Source organism: Methylomonas montana (assembly GCF_030490285.1).
In the GTDB taxonomy this organism is placed as follows: domain Bacteria; phylum Pseudomonadota; class Gammaproteobacteria; order Methylococcales; family Methylomonadaceae; genus Methylomonas; species Methylomonas montana.
Genome location: NZ_CP129884.1, coordinates 1,837,667 through 1,850,817, shown reverse-complemented (window position 1 = coordinate 1,850,817; position 13,151 = coordinate 1,837,667). Strand labels below are relative to the sequence as shown.

The 13,151-nt window shown below is 50.0% G+C and carries 12 protein-coding genes; 8 read left to right on the top strand and 4 right to left on the bottom strand.

Annotation, left to right across the window (positions count from 1 at the left end; all coding sequences use genetic code 11):
- Positions 1-26 precede the first annotated feature (26 nt).
- The 4 genes from QZJ86_RS08630 to QZJ86_RS08615 all read right to left on the bottom strand — a co-directional run bounded on the left by QZJ86_RS08630 (position 27) and on the right by QZJ86_RS08615 (position 6,022).
- Positions 27-830: a phosphoadenosine phosphosulfate reductase family protein gene (locus QZJ86_RS08630; RefSeq protein ID WP_301938181.1), complete on the bottom strand. Its 804-nt coding sequence runs from the start codon at positions 828-830 to the stop codon at positions 27-29.
- Positions 827-4,318, bottom strand: a complete 3,492-nt coding sequence (locus QZJ86_RS08625; protein WP_301938179.1) for a hypothetical protein — start codon at positions 4,316-4,318, stop codon at positions 827-829. Before QZJ86_RS08625 ends, QZJ86_RS08630 begins: the two co-directional genes overlap by 4 nt.
- A gap of 9 nt (positions 4,319-4,327) precedes the next feature.
- The gene (locus QZJ86_RS08620) at positions 4,328-5,233 is read right to left on the bottom strand and encodes a DUF4007 family protein (protein ID WP_301938177.1); all 906 of its coding nucleotides are present in this window, start codon (positions 5,231-5,233) and stop codon (positions 4,328-4,330) included.
- A gap of 156 nt (positions 5,234-5,389) precedes the next feature.
- Complete coding sequence (locus tag QZJ86_RS08615) at positions 5,390-6,022, bottom strand: hypothetical protein (protein WP_064029425.1); 633 nt, start codon at positions 6,020-6,022, stop codon at positions 5,390-5,392.
- Between the two features lie 410 nt (positions 6,023-6,432).
- On the opposite strand from QZJ86_RS08615, the gene ssb reads away from it, so the two are divergent.
- The 8 genes from ssb (at position 6,433) to QZJ86_RS08575 (ending at position 13,114) form a co-directional block, all read left to right on the top strand.
- Positions 6,433-6,864 carry a single-stranded DNA-binding protein gene (ssb, locus tag QZJ86_RS08610; RefSeq protein ID WP_152428902.1) on the top strand — a complete coding sequence of 144 codons (432 nt, stop codon included), beginning with the start codon at positions 6,433-6,435 and terminating at the stop codon, positions 6,862-6,864.
- Positions 6,865-7,007: 143 nt separating this feature from the next.
- Positions 7,008-8,048 (top strand): phage recombination protein Bet, encoded by a 1,041-nt coding sequence (gene bet, locus QZJ86_RS08605; protein ID WP_301938173.1) that lies wholly within the window; start codon positions 7,008-7,010, stop codon positions 8,046-8,048.
- Between the two features lie 95 nt (positions 8,049-8,143).
- Positions 8,144-8,479 (top strand): hypothetical protein, encoded by a 336-nt coding sequence (locus QZJ86_RS08600; RefSeq protein ID WP_064007135.1) that lies wholly within the window; start codon positions 8,144-8,146, stop codon positions 8,477-8,479.
- A complete protein-coding gene (locus tag QZJ86_RS08595; protein ID WP_301938170.1) occupies positions 8,476-9,477 on the top strand; it encodes a YqaJ viral recombinase family nuclease in 1,002 nt (333 codons plus the stop codon). Before QZJ86_RS08600 ends, QZJ86_RS08595 begins: the two co-directional genes overlap by 4 nt.
- A 318-nt stretch (positions 9,478-9,795) precedes the next feature.
- Positions 9,796-10,008 (top strand): hypothetical protein, encoded by a 213-nt coding sequence (locus tag QZJ86_RS08590; RefSeq protein WP_301938168.1) that lies wholly within the window; start codon positions 9,796-9,798, stop codon positions 10,006-10,008.
- A gap of 111 nt (positions 10,009-10,119) precedes the next feature.
- Positions 10,120-11,061, top strand: coding sequence for an AAA family ATPase (locus QZJ86_RS08585; protein ID WP_301938166.1), 942 nt, complete (start codon positions 10,120-10,122; stop codon positions 11,059-11,061).
- A gap of 2 nt (positions 11,062-11,063) precedes the next feature.
- Positions 11,064-11,834, top strand: coding sequence for a hypothetical protein (locus QZJ86_RS08580; RefSeq protein WP_301938164.1), 771 nt, complete (start codon positions 11,064-11,066; stop codon positions 11,832-11,834).
- Positions 11,835-11,917: 83 nt separating this feature from the next.
- Positions 11,918-13,114, top strand: a complete 1,197-nt coding sequence (locus tag QZJ86_RS08575) for a DUF3150 domain-containing protein (protein WP_301938162.1) — start codon at positions 11,918-11,920, stop codon at positions 13,112-13,114.
- Positions 13,115-13,151: the final 37 nt, after the last annotated feature.

Below are 13,151 nucleotides of genomic sequence, written 5' to 3'. Positions count from 1 at the left end.
TAGAGAATAATATTGGCTTGGTATTTTTAAAGAGTGCAAATGAGGCAAGACTCGTTATCTTCCTCGTCAGCGAGATTGGCTAACTGTTCTTGCCAGGGCATACGTTTTGTTACGGTTTTCCTTGAGTTAGCCTGAGCTTTGATATCACTCGCTCTTGCAACCAACTGTTCTAACGTTTCTCCCTGTGTCCATGTATATTGTTCACCGGTCAAAGTATTTAACTTCTCGTATTTCTTAGCGCGCTCGAAGAGATCGGGATGTCTCTCAGCGAGTGAAATCCACTCATTCTTGCGTTGAAAGAAACAAAAATAGCATCCGGATCGACTCCGCCACTCGTAATATTTTGGATAGCCAACTCCCGCATTGATCAAGATACGCTCAATATCTGACCGCACAATCCCGTCAACCTTAAAGGGGAATTTAGGTTGGATATTTGCTTTTGTGCTGCGGTACCCATCGCGATCTTCATCAGCCCGTATCGCAACATATGTAATTACTTGATCAATCCCTACCCACTCCTCGAACGGACGAATTTTCATCTCGCGAGTACACCATCTTGTGTTCGGTGACGGAAGAAAATTGTTGTACTTACTTAGAAGGTGATCAAAATCGCCATTCGTCATTAACCGAGTTATTGGCTTAGCCAAGTAGGCTTCGAGCTTATCAAGATAATCGTACACCTCGGGCAACTCAGCACCAGTGTCAGTAAAGAAATACTCCATCTCTGGCACCTTATCGCGCATATAAATTGCCAAGGCAGCACTATCCTTACCACCGGAGATGCCGAGAACGTGGCGAATTGGTTTGTTACTTACGATGCTAGTACTCATGATTTACCTTCCACTGCAACATATTCATTATTCCGATCAGCTTCGGGGATCGAAGACGTAGCTGCGGTAAAACTAAGCGCAAGAGCTGCATGTCTCAAGCTAACATCATCTAAACTAGAGAGAAGCTCAGAAATTTTACTGACAGTACCTGCCACAGCTCGTTTTTTGGCTGAATCTAGTACGACAAACAGCTCTGTTTCGCCAGTTTGCTGTTGTACTCCCTTAAGTAACATTACTTCGATATCATCACCGAAATCAGAAATTCGGTCTTGATGGACGAAACGCAACCGCTCCAAATCACGAATACGTTTTGCGTATTCAGTTATACGATATTCCACAGCCTTAATATCATCATCAGTCCATTTCTCAGGCGGTTTACGAGCAAGGAAACTCGCAATACTAATTAGCCAAGGGGTTTCCTCCCCGTAAGGATCTACAATGCGTCCTATGAATGCTCGCAATCCATGGATATCGATTGTGTAATTCTCTAATTGCATACATCGACCACGCAACATGTCGCGAAGATCCTGAATCAGGACATCATTTTCGATGCCAAACGCCTTCTTGATCATGTTCATAACATTCCAAAGCAAGCTATGATACGCACCTCTCAACTCTCCAATTACGCTCTGAAATTTTTGGGAGAACATATGCAATTGCTCTACTTCAGGCTTAATGCTAGTGAGAGAACTGAATCCACATGCTTTTGGCAGATCGACTAGGACAAGTTGTGCAGGCGATTTCGATTCGAAAAATAGGTTTCGTACTGAAATCGCTTCAGGGGACAGATGTTGGGTCCGTTTCGTGTAATCTGGCAGATTCACCATCATTTGAGCCAGCGGTTTGACTGCCGTGAGTAGTGTAGCTTCGTTTGGTATTTCTCCCGAAACAATTTCGGCATAACGTCTGAATAAAGCTTCTCGTAGAGAATCTATTTGAAAACGTTGAAGACTAAAAGACTTAGGGTTTTTCAGAAGCCGCTCGTATATCTCAACAGTCAGAAATGGGATAAAATTCCCTTCTTCAAATAACGCCAATTCATCTCTATTAGCTAGAAAAATTGTCAAAAATAGAATCGGGATTACGCCAGCTTTTAAGCCGTATGGCGGCTGAACTAGACGAGCAAACAAGTCAGCCACAGGAATCGGATTGGTTTCGGAATCGTCAAATTCTTTCTCGATAGCCTTCCAAACGGGTCGAATTCGATACTTATCCTTTAAAGTGGGGGATAAACCAAATTGCCAACCATCACCATTTTTGTAATGCAATCCTGTCGCCTTGAGCAAAGCACGATACATAGATTTTTCAGCAGGATATTTCTCAATCCCAAGATCTTCCTCATGGCCATGCTCAAACATTGCGGCGATCAGCTTATTGCGCCCAGCCATTGCGCTGGGGGATGGCTTATCGCGATTTATTAGCTCGTTATGTAATAAAGGGGCAGCATAATAAACATCATCCAATATTGCGGAAAATTTTTGTTGTAACTGGCGTTTATTATCGATCAAAGGTATACGCCCTTGAGCTATCCACTCAGATTGGTTAGGAGCCTCCAGGATCGAAGCAATAATGACAGTTTCGTTTTTTTGTGCAGCCGCCAGTCGATCTTTGAGTTCACGTTGAGCCACTGGATCATTGGCAAGTAAGGCATTTTCGCGCTGTATCCGAGATAGAGCGAATATGGTTAATACCGCCTCGCGCAGGGATTCAGGGTTCCCGACAATAACCCCCATAGTATGTCCGTTACCTAGTTCAATAAGCTTTTGCCTAAACAGAATTACTTCATCTGTCGTATTCGCAAGGCAAATAAATAATGTTGGCTTATTCATGGGCCGTATTCGGCTAATGCTAGGGGCGCTAACAAAGTCTGGCTGGTAATAGCGAAGAGTGCCAGTAGCAATAGCATGACGACGGGCTACGATTGGAGCTAGCGGCTTAGCTAGGTTCAATAACTCAGCAATATCGACCTGACCAATCTGAGAAATTTGCTCAGAGAGTGCGGTTTCTAAGTCGAAATCGCTTCCCTGCCACACACGATATTCTCCACTAAATTTACGGAAGGTAATTAGCGAGCGCTCACCCAGAGCATCGAGAGTGGACCTTGTGGTTTTGGCATTCTCATCACATAGTGATAGCACTTCAAATGAAGCCTTGAGCCCACCTTGAATACCAACGATATTCATAAGCCCTATCATCTTAAGCAAGGAAATTTCACTTGAAAGTGCATCGCCAAGCCGTTCAACGGCTGTTACAACTTCTGCCCAGCGACGGTGAGTATGTGGATCAGTGACTAAACCGGGTTGATTCAGAATGAAATAATCGTATATTTCCCATGGGCATATCCAATCTAACCGATCATTCTTGACACTGAGTCGGCTCAAACTTTCCATAAAACCGTGCGGTTCCTGGCTTCCCAAATAACTAAAAAGAGTCCGCTCATTCTGTGCTACACGCTGACAAAGTGCTGGCAATACCAACAGGGAAATAGGATGTAACGGGTAGCAAGCCGTAAACAACGCAGCAGCATCATCCACTAATAAGCCTGGAGGCAATGCTCGTTGTTGATCCAAAGCTGCAGCAAATTGGAATGCTTCAGCATCTAATTTAGTCTTTATGCGTGGGTCAAGATTCTGCACGAGTGCAGCCCTGATGACTCGAATGACCTGTTCGGCAGTCTCGACAAAGGGGATGCTTTCAAACCTCCCCTGAACCTTCTTCCACTCATTGCGAAGATGGTCGCCGAGGGTCTGGGCATATTGTTCAAAGGATTGATGTAACAGTACGACTAGTTGGAGAGGTGCTTCATCAGGGCGAACAGCGTGTTCGGCTAAGGCCTGCAATAGAAAAATTTCCGAGTTGCTCCGATGACGAGCCTCATATTCTAAAAATTTGCCAAGTTCGTCTACAACAATTAGGAGACCAGCGCCACCTACTTTGGTGATTGCACTCTGTAATTCAGAGATGAGAGCAAGGATATCGCTCGTTTTTGGATTGATCTCATTCGTAACTTCCTTTAACAGGGAAAGCAATTGCGGATTTAGATCATCGCGATGGTCACCAAAGTATCGCAAAACAGCCTTATTTAATGCTTGTAATAAACGGCGCCCAAGCGATTCCGGAGTGCCGGCAATACTAGCAATACAGTAGCCTTTTGGTGCTGCGCAATTTTTTTTGAACTGCTCAGCTAACTCGGGGGCGACTTGCTGCAAGCCGGCAATAGCGTGCTGAGTTGTCTCATCTTCTTTATTGCCTAAGAGTTGCGATAGGAATAAGCCAAAAGCCGATTTACCTGAGCCGTAAGGGCCCACTAGAGCCCATGCTCGTGGAATCTCAATTGGCTTTAATGTATCTGTAAAGCGATCGAGCACCTGTATAGCTCTGCTCGTTAAGATATAAGGACGAACACTATTTTGATATTCGCTGTCGCGCTCTATATTAATTGAACGGGTATAGCTTGTATTGACGTTTATAAATTGGGCGATTGACATAATGATCTACTAGTGTGCTCCAACATAGTGTCGACGTAACAAACTAATCGGTTCGAGTTCCTTGAGAAGATATAGCTGATGAATTCCCGCTGATTCTCTTAGGTTGAAAACACCAGGATACCAAGCAATCATCTCCTCAAGTTTAGTGATGAGACATTCCTCCGTGAGCCTAAACACAGAGCCAGGTGCGGCAAGAACGCCATCACTATGCATGAGACGCTCGATCGGTAAATTGGGTGCACCTGATTCCACAAGCACTTGGGCAACAGAAAAAGCAAAAATTGCCACTGGTACTGAGCGGAATTCGGGTTTGGACTCATGATATTTCGAACCTGTAGCCATCTCCATTAATCCGAGCATAGCCACAGGGGAATCTAAACCTTCTTCTGAAGGAACAGATTTTGAATTCAACGTGGGTTGATACATACGAACTAGCAAGGTCACGTCATGTTTGAGAGTGGCTTCAGAAACCTTAGCCGAAAGATGTTCCGAGACAAAATATTTCTGAGCATCTATGAGCTCCTTCATAGTGAACTCTGGCTTATGGAAACGATTAAAAAACCAGAATGGAGTGGTGGCTTCAGCAGGATTTGAAGAAATCAGCCAATGCAAAAGCCAAATTGTTGCATCATCTTCAAGGTAAGGATCCCATCCATTAGGGGAGAAGATACGTTCTCCTAGTTCCGATGACACGATAGATTGGCGATCACAGTTAATCATCTGCGTAGCGATAAGCCAATATTTAATCGCAGAAACCATGTTTTTCCCTACACCGAGCTTAACTGTAGCATCATCGTCTTCAAACACGCCAGGCGTAGACAACCAAGCTTGATAACCCTTAGTGAGCCAACCAAAGCGTAATGGAAAAGTTTCGTGGCGACCGAAGGAGTAGCAATCAGGTCTCAGCGGAATCATTTATGAAATCCTAGATTTTTTAGATGTACCATTATAAATCAGCTCATCCTTTTTCAATGTCCTTTATTGGAGATCTGATTAGCTCCGAAAGCTTTTAATTATTGATTTTAATAAGATTCATTTTGAATCGCTAAGAGCTGCCAGCGCAATGGTGTGTCAAAATTCAGCTGCATTTGCTGAAATTGCCTCTGGTTCATCGGTTAGCCCCTCAGTTTCCCTTGCAATCCTGAGTTCTTCACCATGCCCCTGCTCATACGCCGCCTGATGCGCATGTTTTTCCATCGTCACAATTTTATTTGCCAGTCGTTGCAATCGCTGCTGCCACTGATAACGGGCCTCAATGCAATGCTTGTTGGAGATGACCTGGCATAGCCACAAGGTGTCCATCACGATCATCAACTGATCCAGCAAACGAATCAACTCGACGAATTGCGCAATCTGCGGCGAGGCGATTTTCGCCACAAATTCCCTGGGGTGCGTGTACGTGGGCGTTTCGGTGATGCCGTTGTCGGCCTTGAGTTTTTCCAAGCGTAGTTTTTCCTGCTGCAGTTGCTCCGCGCATTCGGCAATCATCTGGCTAACAATGCCTTCAATTTCATCGACCGTTTCCTCTCTTCCAATGATGCGCAGAATCACGTCGATGGCGTACAGGGACACCATCAATCGATGATAGCTGTTACGAATCACGCGAATGGCTTGTTCGCTGTTGATGCTAAATGTACGCTCAAATATCGGCCGACTGATAGCGCGTCGCGGGACTGATTTAGGCTGTGGAGCTGTTTCGGACATGACTGTTTCCTGATATGGACGAATGGGCAGTGATCGTAAGCCAGATTTTTTTTAACCTGTCCGCAGCTGATGGCGAATTCGGCGTCAGCTGCAAAATCTCTTCAAAATAATTCTGCTTCAATACCCGCCAACTGAAATGGTTGGCCATCAGCCTTCCGCTTCACCCCAGACTTTCTCGGCTGGTCTTTCATGGCCGCCTTGATCCGACTTTGGTCGGCGTTCCGTTTTTAAGCGGCGACGGTGGTTTTCCATCGGCGTGTCAGGTGCGTCAAGCCTGATGTGAGTATTAATTGTTTAACCCTGCCGGGCGTATCGATTCCCCCAGGGATTCGAGGCGCCGGCATGCCCATCGCCGCGCCGCTGGGTATTTTATCGTTGAGTCGGGCGCGGCCGACAGGAGGAATGTCATCATGGCCAATCGCGGCGTGAACAAAGTCATCTTGCTGGGCCGGCTCGGCGCCGATCCGGATGTTCGCTTTATGCCCAATAACGGCGGCAAAGTCGTCGCCATCCGTTTGGCAACCAGCGAAATCTGGAACGATCCCAAAAACGGTAAACAGGAGCGGACCGAGTGGCATCGGGTGGTGTTTTTCAAAAAACTCGCTGATACCGCCGAACAGTATTTGCACAAAGGCAGTCAGATCTACATCGAAGGCCGTTTGCGTACCCAGCAATGGGGTCAAGCGGGCGATAAGCGCTACCGTACCGAAATCGCCGCCTTTGAATTGCAGATGCTGGATCGTCCCAATGCATCGGCATCCGCAAGCGGCTCGTCATCATCCCCAGCGGCGCCCGAAGATGCCGATTGGGAGGACGACTACAGCGATATGCCTATGCATTAATCCGCGGCGCGCCGATTATTGGCGTTCGTGGATATAACGTTTACACCGCCGATCCTTTTCAGGCTTCGGTATTTCAACCCCAAGGGGAATTCCATTCCCCGGCGGGCAATGGCGTTCCCTTTTTTTATTGAAGGAGACCCACCATGAGCCAAAACAACCGCAACAACTCACCCAAAACCCGCGACCTGCCGATGCCGGTCACTGCGCAACAAAGCTATGGCCTATCGGAACAGTCCTGGAAAGTACTGACGGAAGTGACCTTCCCGACAGCCAAAACACCGGAAGCCATCCTGATGGCGCTGGATTATTGCAAGGCCCGCAAGCTCGATATCTTCAAAAAGCCGGTGCATATCGTGCCGATGTGGAGTGCCGCTTTAGGCCGCAATGTCGAAACCGTCTGGCCGTCCATCATGGAAATTCAGACCACCGCATCCCGAACCGGTGTTTGGGCCGGCATGGATAGGCCCGTCTGGGGTCCTGATGTCACCAAGACCTTTACCGGTCGCTATAAGGACGACAACGAGCAATGGCAGGAATCCAGTGTCACCGTGACCTTTCCCGAATGGGTGGCGGTTACTGTATACCGGATCGTCGGAGGGAAACGCTGCGCCTTTACCGAGGAAGTGTATTGGCTGGAAGCTTACAGCACGGCCGGCGGTAAAAACTCGCAAGTGCCGACCGCGATGTGGATCAAACGCCCCAAGGGGCAATTGGCCAAATGCGGTAAAGCAGCGTCACTCAGGGCAGCCTTTCCGGAGGAATGCGGTTATGCGGCCGAGGAAATGGATGGCAAAACGCTCGACGACCTCACCGACGCTACTGTAATTGATGGCGAAGCGACTGTGTGGGAAGGCGATGCAGACGATCGGTTTCCCGAATCATCCGAGCACACGTCTCAGGTGATCAACTTGTCGCAAATCCATCCCAAGGTGCAAAAGGCCGTAGCGGAATTGGTACGTCGTACCAAGGCGGCAGGTGCCTGGAAAGCAGCCTACGACTATGCCCACCAGAAGTTCAAAGGCATCGACCTGACCTTTGCGTTGGCCGAGTTGGACAAGGTATCGCAAGTTGAACCCAAGGCAACACAAGCCCTGGAACAAACCGAAAACACTGGCATGCCACCCATGTCCGCGAAAGACATGGCCATGAATCAGGCCCGTCAAACCCTGGGACACGCGGCGTAGAAACGCTGCAATCCTAAATTCTTTAACCACCCACGAGGGCGTCATTATTCGCCCACGGGGTAGGACATGGCGCTCTTCATTTATCAGGAGAGGTCATGAACACAAACGATCAATCTTTAAACCGCGTGCCCTGTCATACCGACTGGCAACGTTACGATTCACCCACGGTGTTACGCCGTCACGGCCGAGGTTTTCTGGAACGCCTGTGGCGACCCCAGAGCAACGAACCCAATCCGCAACCCTTGAGCCAACCGGAATTGACGACACTGGCCGAGAGTTTTGGCGGAGTCTGTCTGCCGGCGCAAGACGAACTGCTGTTGCTATTCGGCGATGGCCATTGGGCCCGGCGTTGCCAAACCCAGTTGCACAAGCTCGGCATCGAGACGGTGCGCTTCGGTTGTCAGGTACAACTGACCGGATTCTCGCGATGAAAGTCGTCAACGTCTCCCAACGTAGCGACGCCTGGCGGCAATGGCGTTCACAAGGCGTCAGTGCCAGCGAAGCGGCCATTGTCATGAACCGCTCGCCGTACAAGACCCCGTGGAGGTTGTGGGCGGAGAAAATCGGCCTGGTGCTGGAAGTCAGTCTGGACAACAACCCGTTGATCCGCGCCGGTATCCAGCAAGAGCCCGAGGCTTTGCAACGCTTCGAGGACAAACACGATCTGATGTTGTTGCCGCTGTGCGGCGAGTCGGAACAGTATCCCTTGATGCGCGCCTCGTTCGACGGCTTGTCCGACGCGAATGAGCCCGTGGAAATCAAATGCCCGCACGAGACCACGTTTTTGGATGTGGAGTTGAATCGGGAAGCATCCCAGGCCTATCAACTGTATTGGTGCCAAGTCCAGCAACAATTGCTGGTGTCCGAAGCGCAACGCGGGTTTTTGTTTTTCTTCCATCAAGGCCAGGACATCGAGTTTGAAATTCAACGCGATGAGCACTTTCTCACGGATCTGATCGAGTCCGCGATGGATTTCTGGTCGGCGGTCAAATCGAAAAAGGAACCGATCAAGGATCCCGAACGCGATTTGTACTTGCCCAAAGGTCATGCGGAGCAGCAATGGCAGCAACTGGCGGCGAGTTATCGCAATCGTGCCGTGAAAATCGCGGATTTGAAAGCGGAGCTAGCAACCTTGGAGGATAGTCAGGCGGCCATTGAAAACACTTTGGTGTTGCTGATGGGCGAATACGTGGCTGCCGAACACTCGGGGTTGCGTATCAGCCGTTTTCAAAGCCAAGGCGCCATCGATTACAAGGCAGCACTCCAAGCCTTGCAACCGGATGTACAGGCCTCGGCGCTGGAAGTTTACCGAAAACCGTCTGCCACGCGAGTCCGTGTGACCTGCCGGGACGACGACGGTAAACACGCCGAAGTCCCGTTCGACGCGCAGGCCTTGAAAGACCTGGCTGGCGTGGACTTTTGGTTTTGAGTTTGATGGTTCGTTTCACGACATCCTGTAACCCTGGCGGTTGCAGGGTGTCGCTTGATTGACAGGAACATACATTCGGTGCCGGCGTGTCGGTTTTAGGCTGGATTTTCAAAAAAAATCCAACCCAAAACCCGCATCGTTCAGGCATTCCCTTCGTGGAATCCCGAATCCGGTTTCGACCGGCGTTCCGTTGTTAAGCGGCATGAGCGTTTGCCTCGTGTGCCAGGTGCGTCAAGCCTGGTGTTTTTGTTTGTCCCGTTGGGGTTCATCACCCTTGTGGGACTCGGTGACCCCTTTTATTGATTGAAGGAGGTCATTATGAATCACGACTTTTGGAAAACCTTGCATGGCTGGTTGAACGTTGCCCATAGCAACGACATTCAGGCCAAAAAACGTTTGTTGCTGGAAATGCATCGTCAAATCTCGGCCCCCGGTTTGAGAAGCGACATTCAGCGTATTGTGAGTTTGATGGATCGGGAGCTGTTGGCCCGCACCGAATGGGCGATGTACTGTGTGATGCAGTTGCGTTAACTATTTTTTATCCACCCTGGTTTACCAGGGTTTTAATCACCCGTTGGGGCTCATCACCCCTCGGGGCGGTGCGCCCCTTGTTTTCTGAGGCTAGTCCTCGAGGAGCTCACCATGTATCAATTTTATTCCATCGCCGACACCTTCGGCATTCCGGCCCCGGCCTCTATGAAAGTGGAAGGCTTTACACCCGGACAAAACGCCTATGTGCCGACGCAAAAGCCCTATGTGTTTCGTAAGGATCACCTGCGCGATGTGTTGGCGTTTTTAGGTGCCCACAACGGCGACGGCTTATACCTGACGGGTCCCACCGGTTCCGGTAAAACCTCGTTGTTGGAGCAAGTTGCGGCGCGTCTTAATTGGGGTGTGCATTCGGTCACCGGTCACGGTCGACTGGAACTCAACGATCTGCTGGGCCAGTACATGCTGGTCGATGGCGGCGCGATGAAGTGGATCGACGGTCCTTTGACCCTGGCAGTACGCCTGGGCCATGTGCTGTTGATTAACGAAATCGATGCCATCGACCCCGCAGAATTGATTGGCCTGAATGAAATCGTCGAAGGCAAGCCTTTGACGATCCCGCAGACCGGCGATGTGATTACACCACATCCCAAGTTTCGTTTGGTCGCCACCGGCAATAGTGCCGGCAGCGGCGATCAGTCGGGCTTGTATCAAGGTGTATTGCGTCAGAACCTGGCCTTCCTAGATAGGTTTCGCTTGATGGAGGTCGGTTATCCCGAGCCGGAAGACGAAATGAAACTGTTGGCCGATGTGGTGCCGAGCATGCCGGAAACGGTACGCGAAAGCATGATCAAGGTCGCCAATCAGATCCGCAAGGTGTTCATCGGCGGAGCAGATGGCGGCGGCATGTTATCGGTGACCTTATCGACGCGCGGTTTAGTGCGCTGGGCGTCATTGGTGGCCACCTTTAAAAGTGCGCCCAATGCCTTGGCCTATTCCTTGGATCGGGCCTTGACCTTCCGAGCCGAACCCGCCGAACGCGAAGCGATTCATCGCATCGCCAAAGATGTTTTTGGTGACGATTGGACGGCTTAACCATGGCTGCCTGGAATTTATATCGTCATCGTAACCCTGACGGCAGTTCCAAAGACTGGGCGATCCGAAGCAATTCGGATGGCAGTATCACCACCCGTTGGGGCAAAACAGCATCTTGTTTACCGGGTGTCAGTAACCGCAGTGGCGTTCGGAAATTCGACATCGAAAAGCAAAAACAGGCCAAGGGCTATGTGTTTATTGCCGAGGTCGATATTGATGGTGACGGCAATGTGCTATTTCCGAGTAAGACTTCGGTAAATACATCACAAAGGCCGCCTGAACTTGACGCAACTCCCCAGTTTGTGCCAACACCACGAGTCGAGGCACTGTATTGGACCATTGATTGCCATGCCAAACAGTCTATTCGTGTGGACTTGGGTATCGAGGTCAGGCGACTGATCGGCGCTATTCAAAACGTATCGAATCATCAGCCTAAGCCTGAACAGGACTGGGATGGCTGGCAACAGTGGATTGATGCCACCCTCAATGCCGAAACCTTTGAACTCAGTGGTCAGATCAAATCAGTGCTGGGTGTTTTGCCCTGGCTGTTTTTACTGGCGCTGAAAACAAAAGGTTTCCATGGTGTGGAGATCGATATTGCCACCGAAACTGCCCGAGATCTCTCGGTCGATCTGAAAGCTGAACAGGACGTGCTGGCATTTTTCGGCACCGATCTGGACAGCATTCGTGAAACTGCTGAAATTTTGGGCCTGCTCAAACCCCGATTAAATCTGGCAGCGGCCATGTCCGACACGGACGACTGCTGGTTTTAACCGGTTTGTTATTTTCATTTAACCCGACAGGGGCACATCGGCCCCTGCGGGATGGGTGTGCCTCTTTTCTATAGGAGGTTCCCATGTCTCATGAAACGCAAGTGTTATTAGACCGCGTGGTCTTGGTGAAAGTCGAAGCCAATATCTACGGCGCCCGCAAGAAACTGAAAAAAGAAGACCTGGTGCTGGCCGATGGCAGCAAATTGCCACCGGAGGACTTAGCTAGCCTGGGTTCAAAGCGTTTGCTCGATCCCGATAAGCTGACGGTGTTTAACCGTCTGAAGAAGGAGGCCGAACGCATTTGCTTGCGCGTCGGCACCCGCTTTCTGGGTGGCTTTGCCGTGCCGGTTGAATCGGCCGCCAGTATTACCGTGGAACTTGAGCGTATCGGGCTGGATTTTGCTGCGGCTAAAACCGAGTTTATTGCCGGTTACGATGCGGCGGTGACTGACTGGGTGGTTCGCCATCCGGAATTTGCCGGCATTATCGAGCAAGCGGTGGATTCAGTGGAATTCGTCTCGACGCGGTTGTCGTTTGATTTTCTGGTGGTCAGCGTCGGTTTACCCGATCGCTTGCCGCCGGCGGATGTCGCACGACTGGAAAGCAAAATCGGGTCACTCAGTGAGCAGATGTTCTACGAAATCTCCGTGGAAGCCAATCAACTCATCGAGCAATCGTTGCTGGGCAAGGAGCAAGTGACGCGTAATGCGTTACGGCCGATTCGCCGCATGCGCGACAAACTCGATGGTTTGGGCTTCCTGGATCATCGCGTGGCACCAGTAGTCGCCACCATTGACGATCTACTGGCTAGAATCCCCAATAAAGGCGCCATTGAAGGCGGCATTTTGCAGGAGATTCTGGCTACGGCGATGCTGTTGTCCGATCCGGATAAAACCCGGCGGCACGGTGAAGGCTTGTTGGCGACTCAACTGCCCGTTGTTGATGAGACTGAAGTAGTCATCGAATACGCGGAGTCCGAGCCACCAGCAGTACTCGTCGTACCAACAGCGCCGACACCCGTCATCGCTGAAAGCGCTGCAGACAGCCCCGATTTTACTGATCTGTTTGACGGCATCTTTGATGATGAACTCGAAGCGGAAACAGTGACAACATCGGATGACTGGGCGCTGGATATATTGCTGGAGAAATGTCAGACCGATCTAAAAACCGGTAACGATACCGATGAATCCAACTCTTCTGAGCATTCAGCAGAACCGGCAACGGTGACGGCGGGAGACGATAAGGAGGCGGACGATTCCGACCAGGATTACTGGTTCTGATCCTACGCCATTTAACTATTCACCCACTGGGGCAAAT

Coding starts and splice junctions, on each gene's coding strand:
- QZJ86_RS08630 (WP_301938181.1), bottom strand. CDS start 830: ATGAGTACTAGCATCGTAAGTAACAAACCAATTCGCCACGTTCTCGGC.
- QZJ86_RS08625 (WP_301938179.1), bottom strand. CDS start 4,318: ATGTCAATCGCCCAATTTATAAACGTCAATACAAGCTATACCCGTTCA.
- QZJ86_RS08620 (WP_301938177.1), bottom strand. CDS start 5,233: ATGATTCCGCTGAGACCTGATTGCTACTCCTTCGGTCGCCACGAAACT.
- QZJ86_RS08615 (WP_064029425.1), bottom strand. CDS start 6,022: ATGTCCGAAACAGCTCCACAGCCTAAATCAGTCCCGCGACGCGCTATC.
- ssb (WP_152428902.1), top strand. CDS start 6,433: ATGGCCAATCGCGGCGTGAACAAAGTCATCTTGCTGGGCCGGCTCGGC.
- bet (WP_301938173.1), top strand. CDS start 7,008: ATGAGCCAAAACAACCGCAACAACTCACCCAAAACCCGCGACCTGCCG.
- QZJ86_RS08600 (WP_064007135.1), top strand. CDS start 8,144: ATGAACACAAACGATCAATCTTTAAACCGCGTGCCCTGTCATACCGAC.
- QZJ86_RS08595 (WP_301938170.1), top strand. CDS start 8,476: ATGAAAGTCGTCAACGTCTCCCAACGTAGCGACGCCTGGCGGCAATGG.
- QZJ86_RS08590 (WP_301938168.1), top strand. CDS start 9,796: ATGAATCACGACTTTTGGAAAACCTTGCATGGCTGGTTGAACGTTGCC.
- QZJ86_RS08585 (WP_301938166.1), top strand. CDS start 10,120: ATGTATCAATTTTATTCCATCGCCGACACCTTCGGCATTCCGGCCCCG.
- QZJ86_RS08580 (WP_301938164.1), top strand. CDS start 11,064: ATGGCTGCCTGGAATTTATATCGTCATCGTAACCCTGACGGCAGTTCC.
- QZJ86_RS08575 (WP_301938162.1), top strand. CDS start 11,918: ATGTCTCATGAAACGCAAGTGTTATTAGACCGCGTGGTCTTGGTGAAA.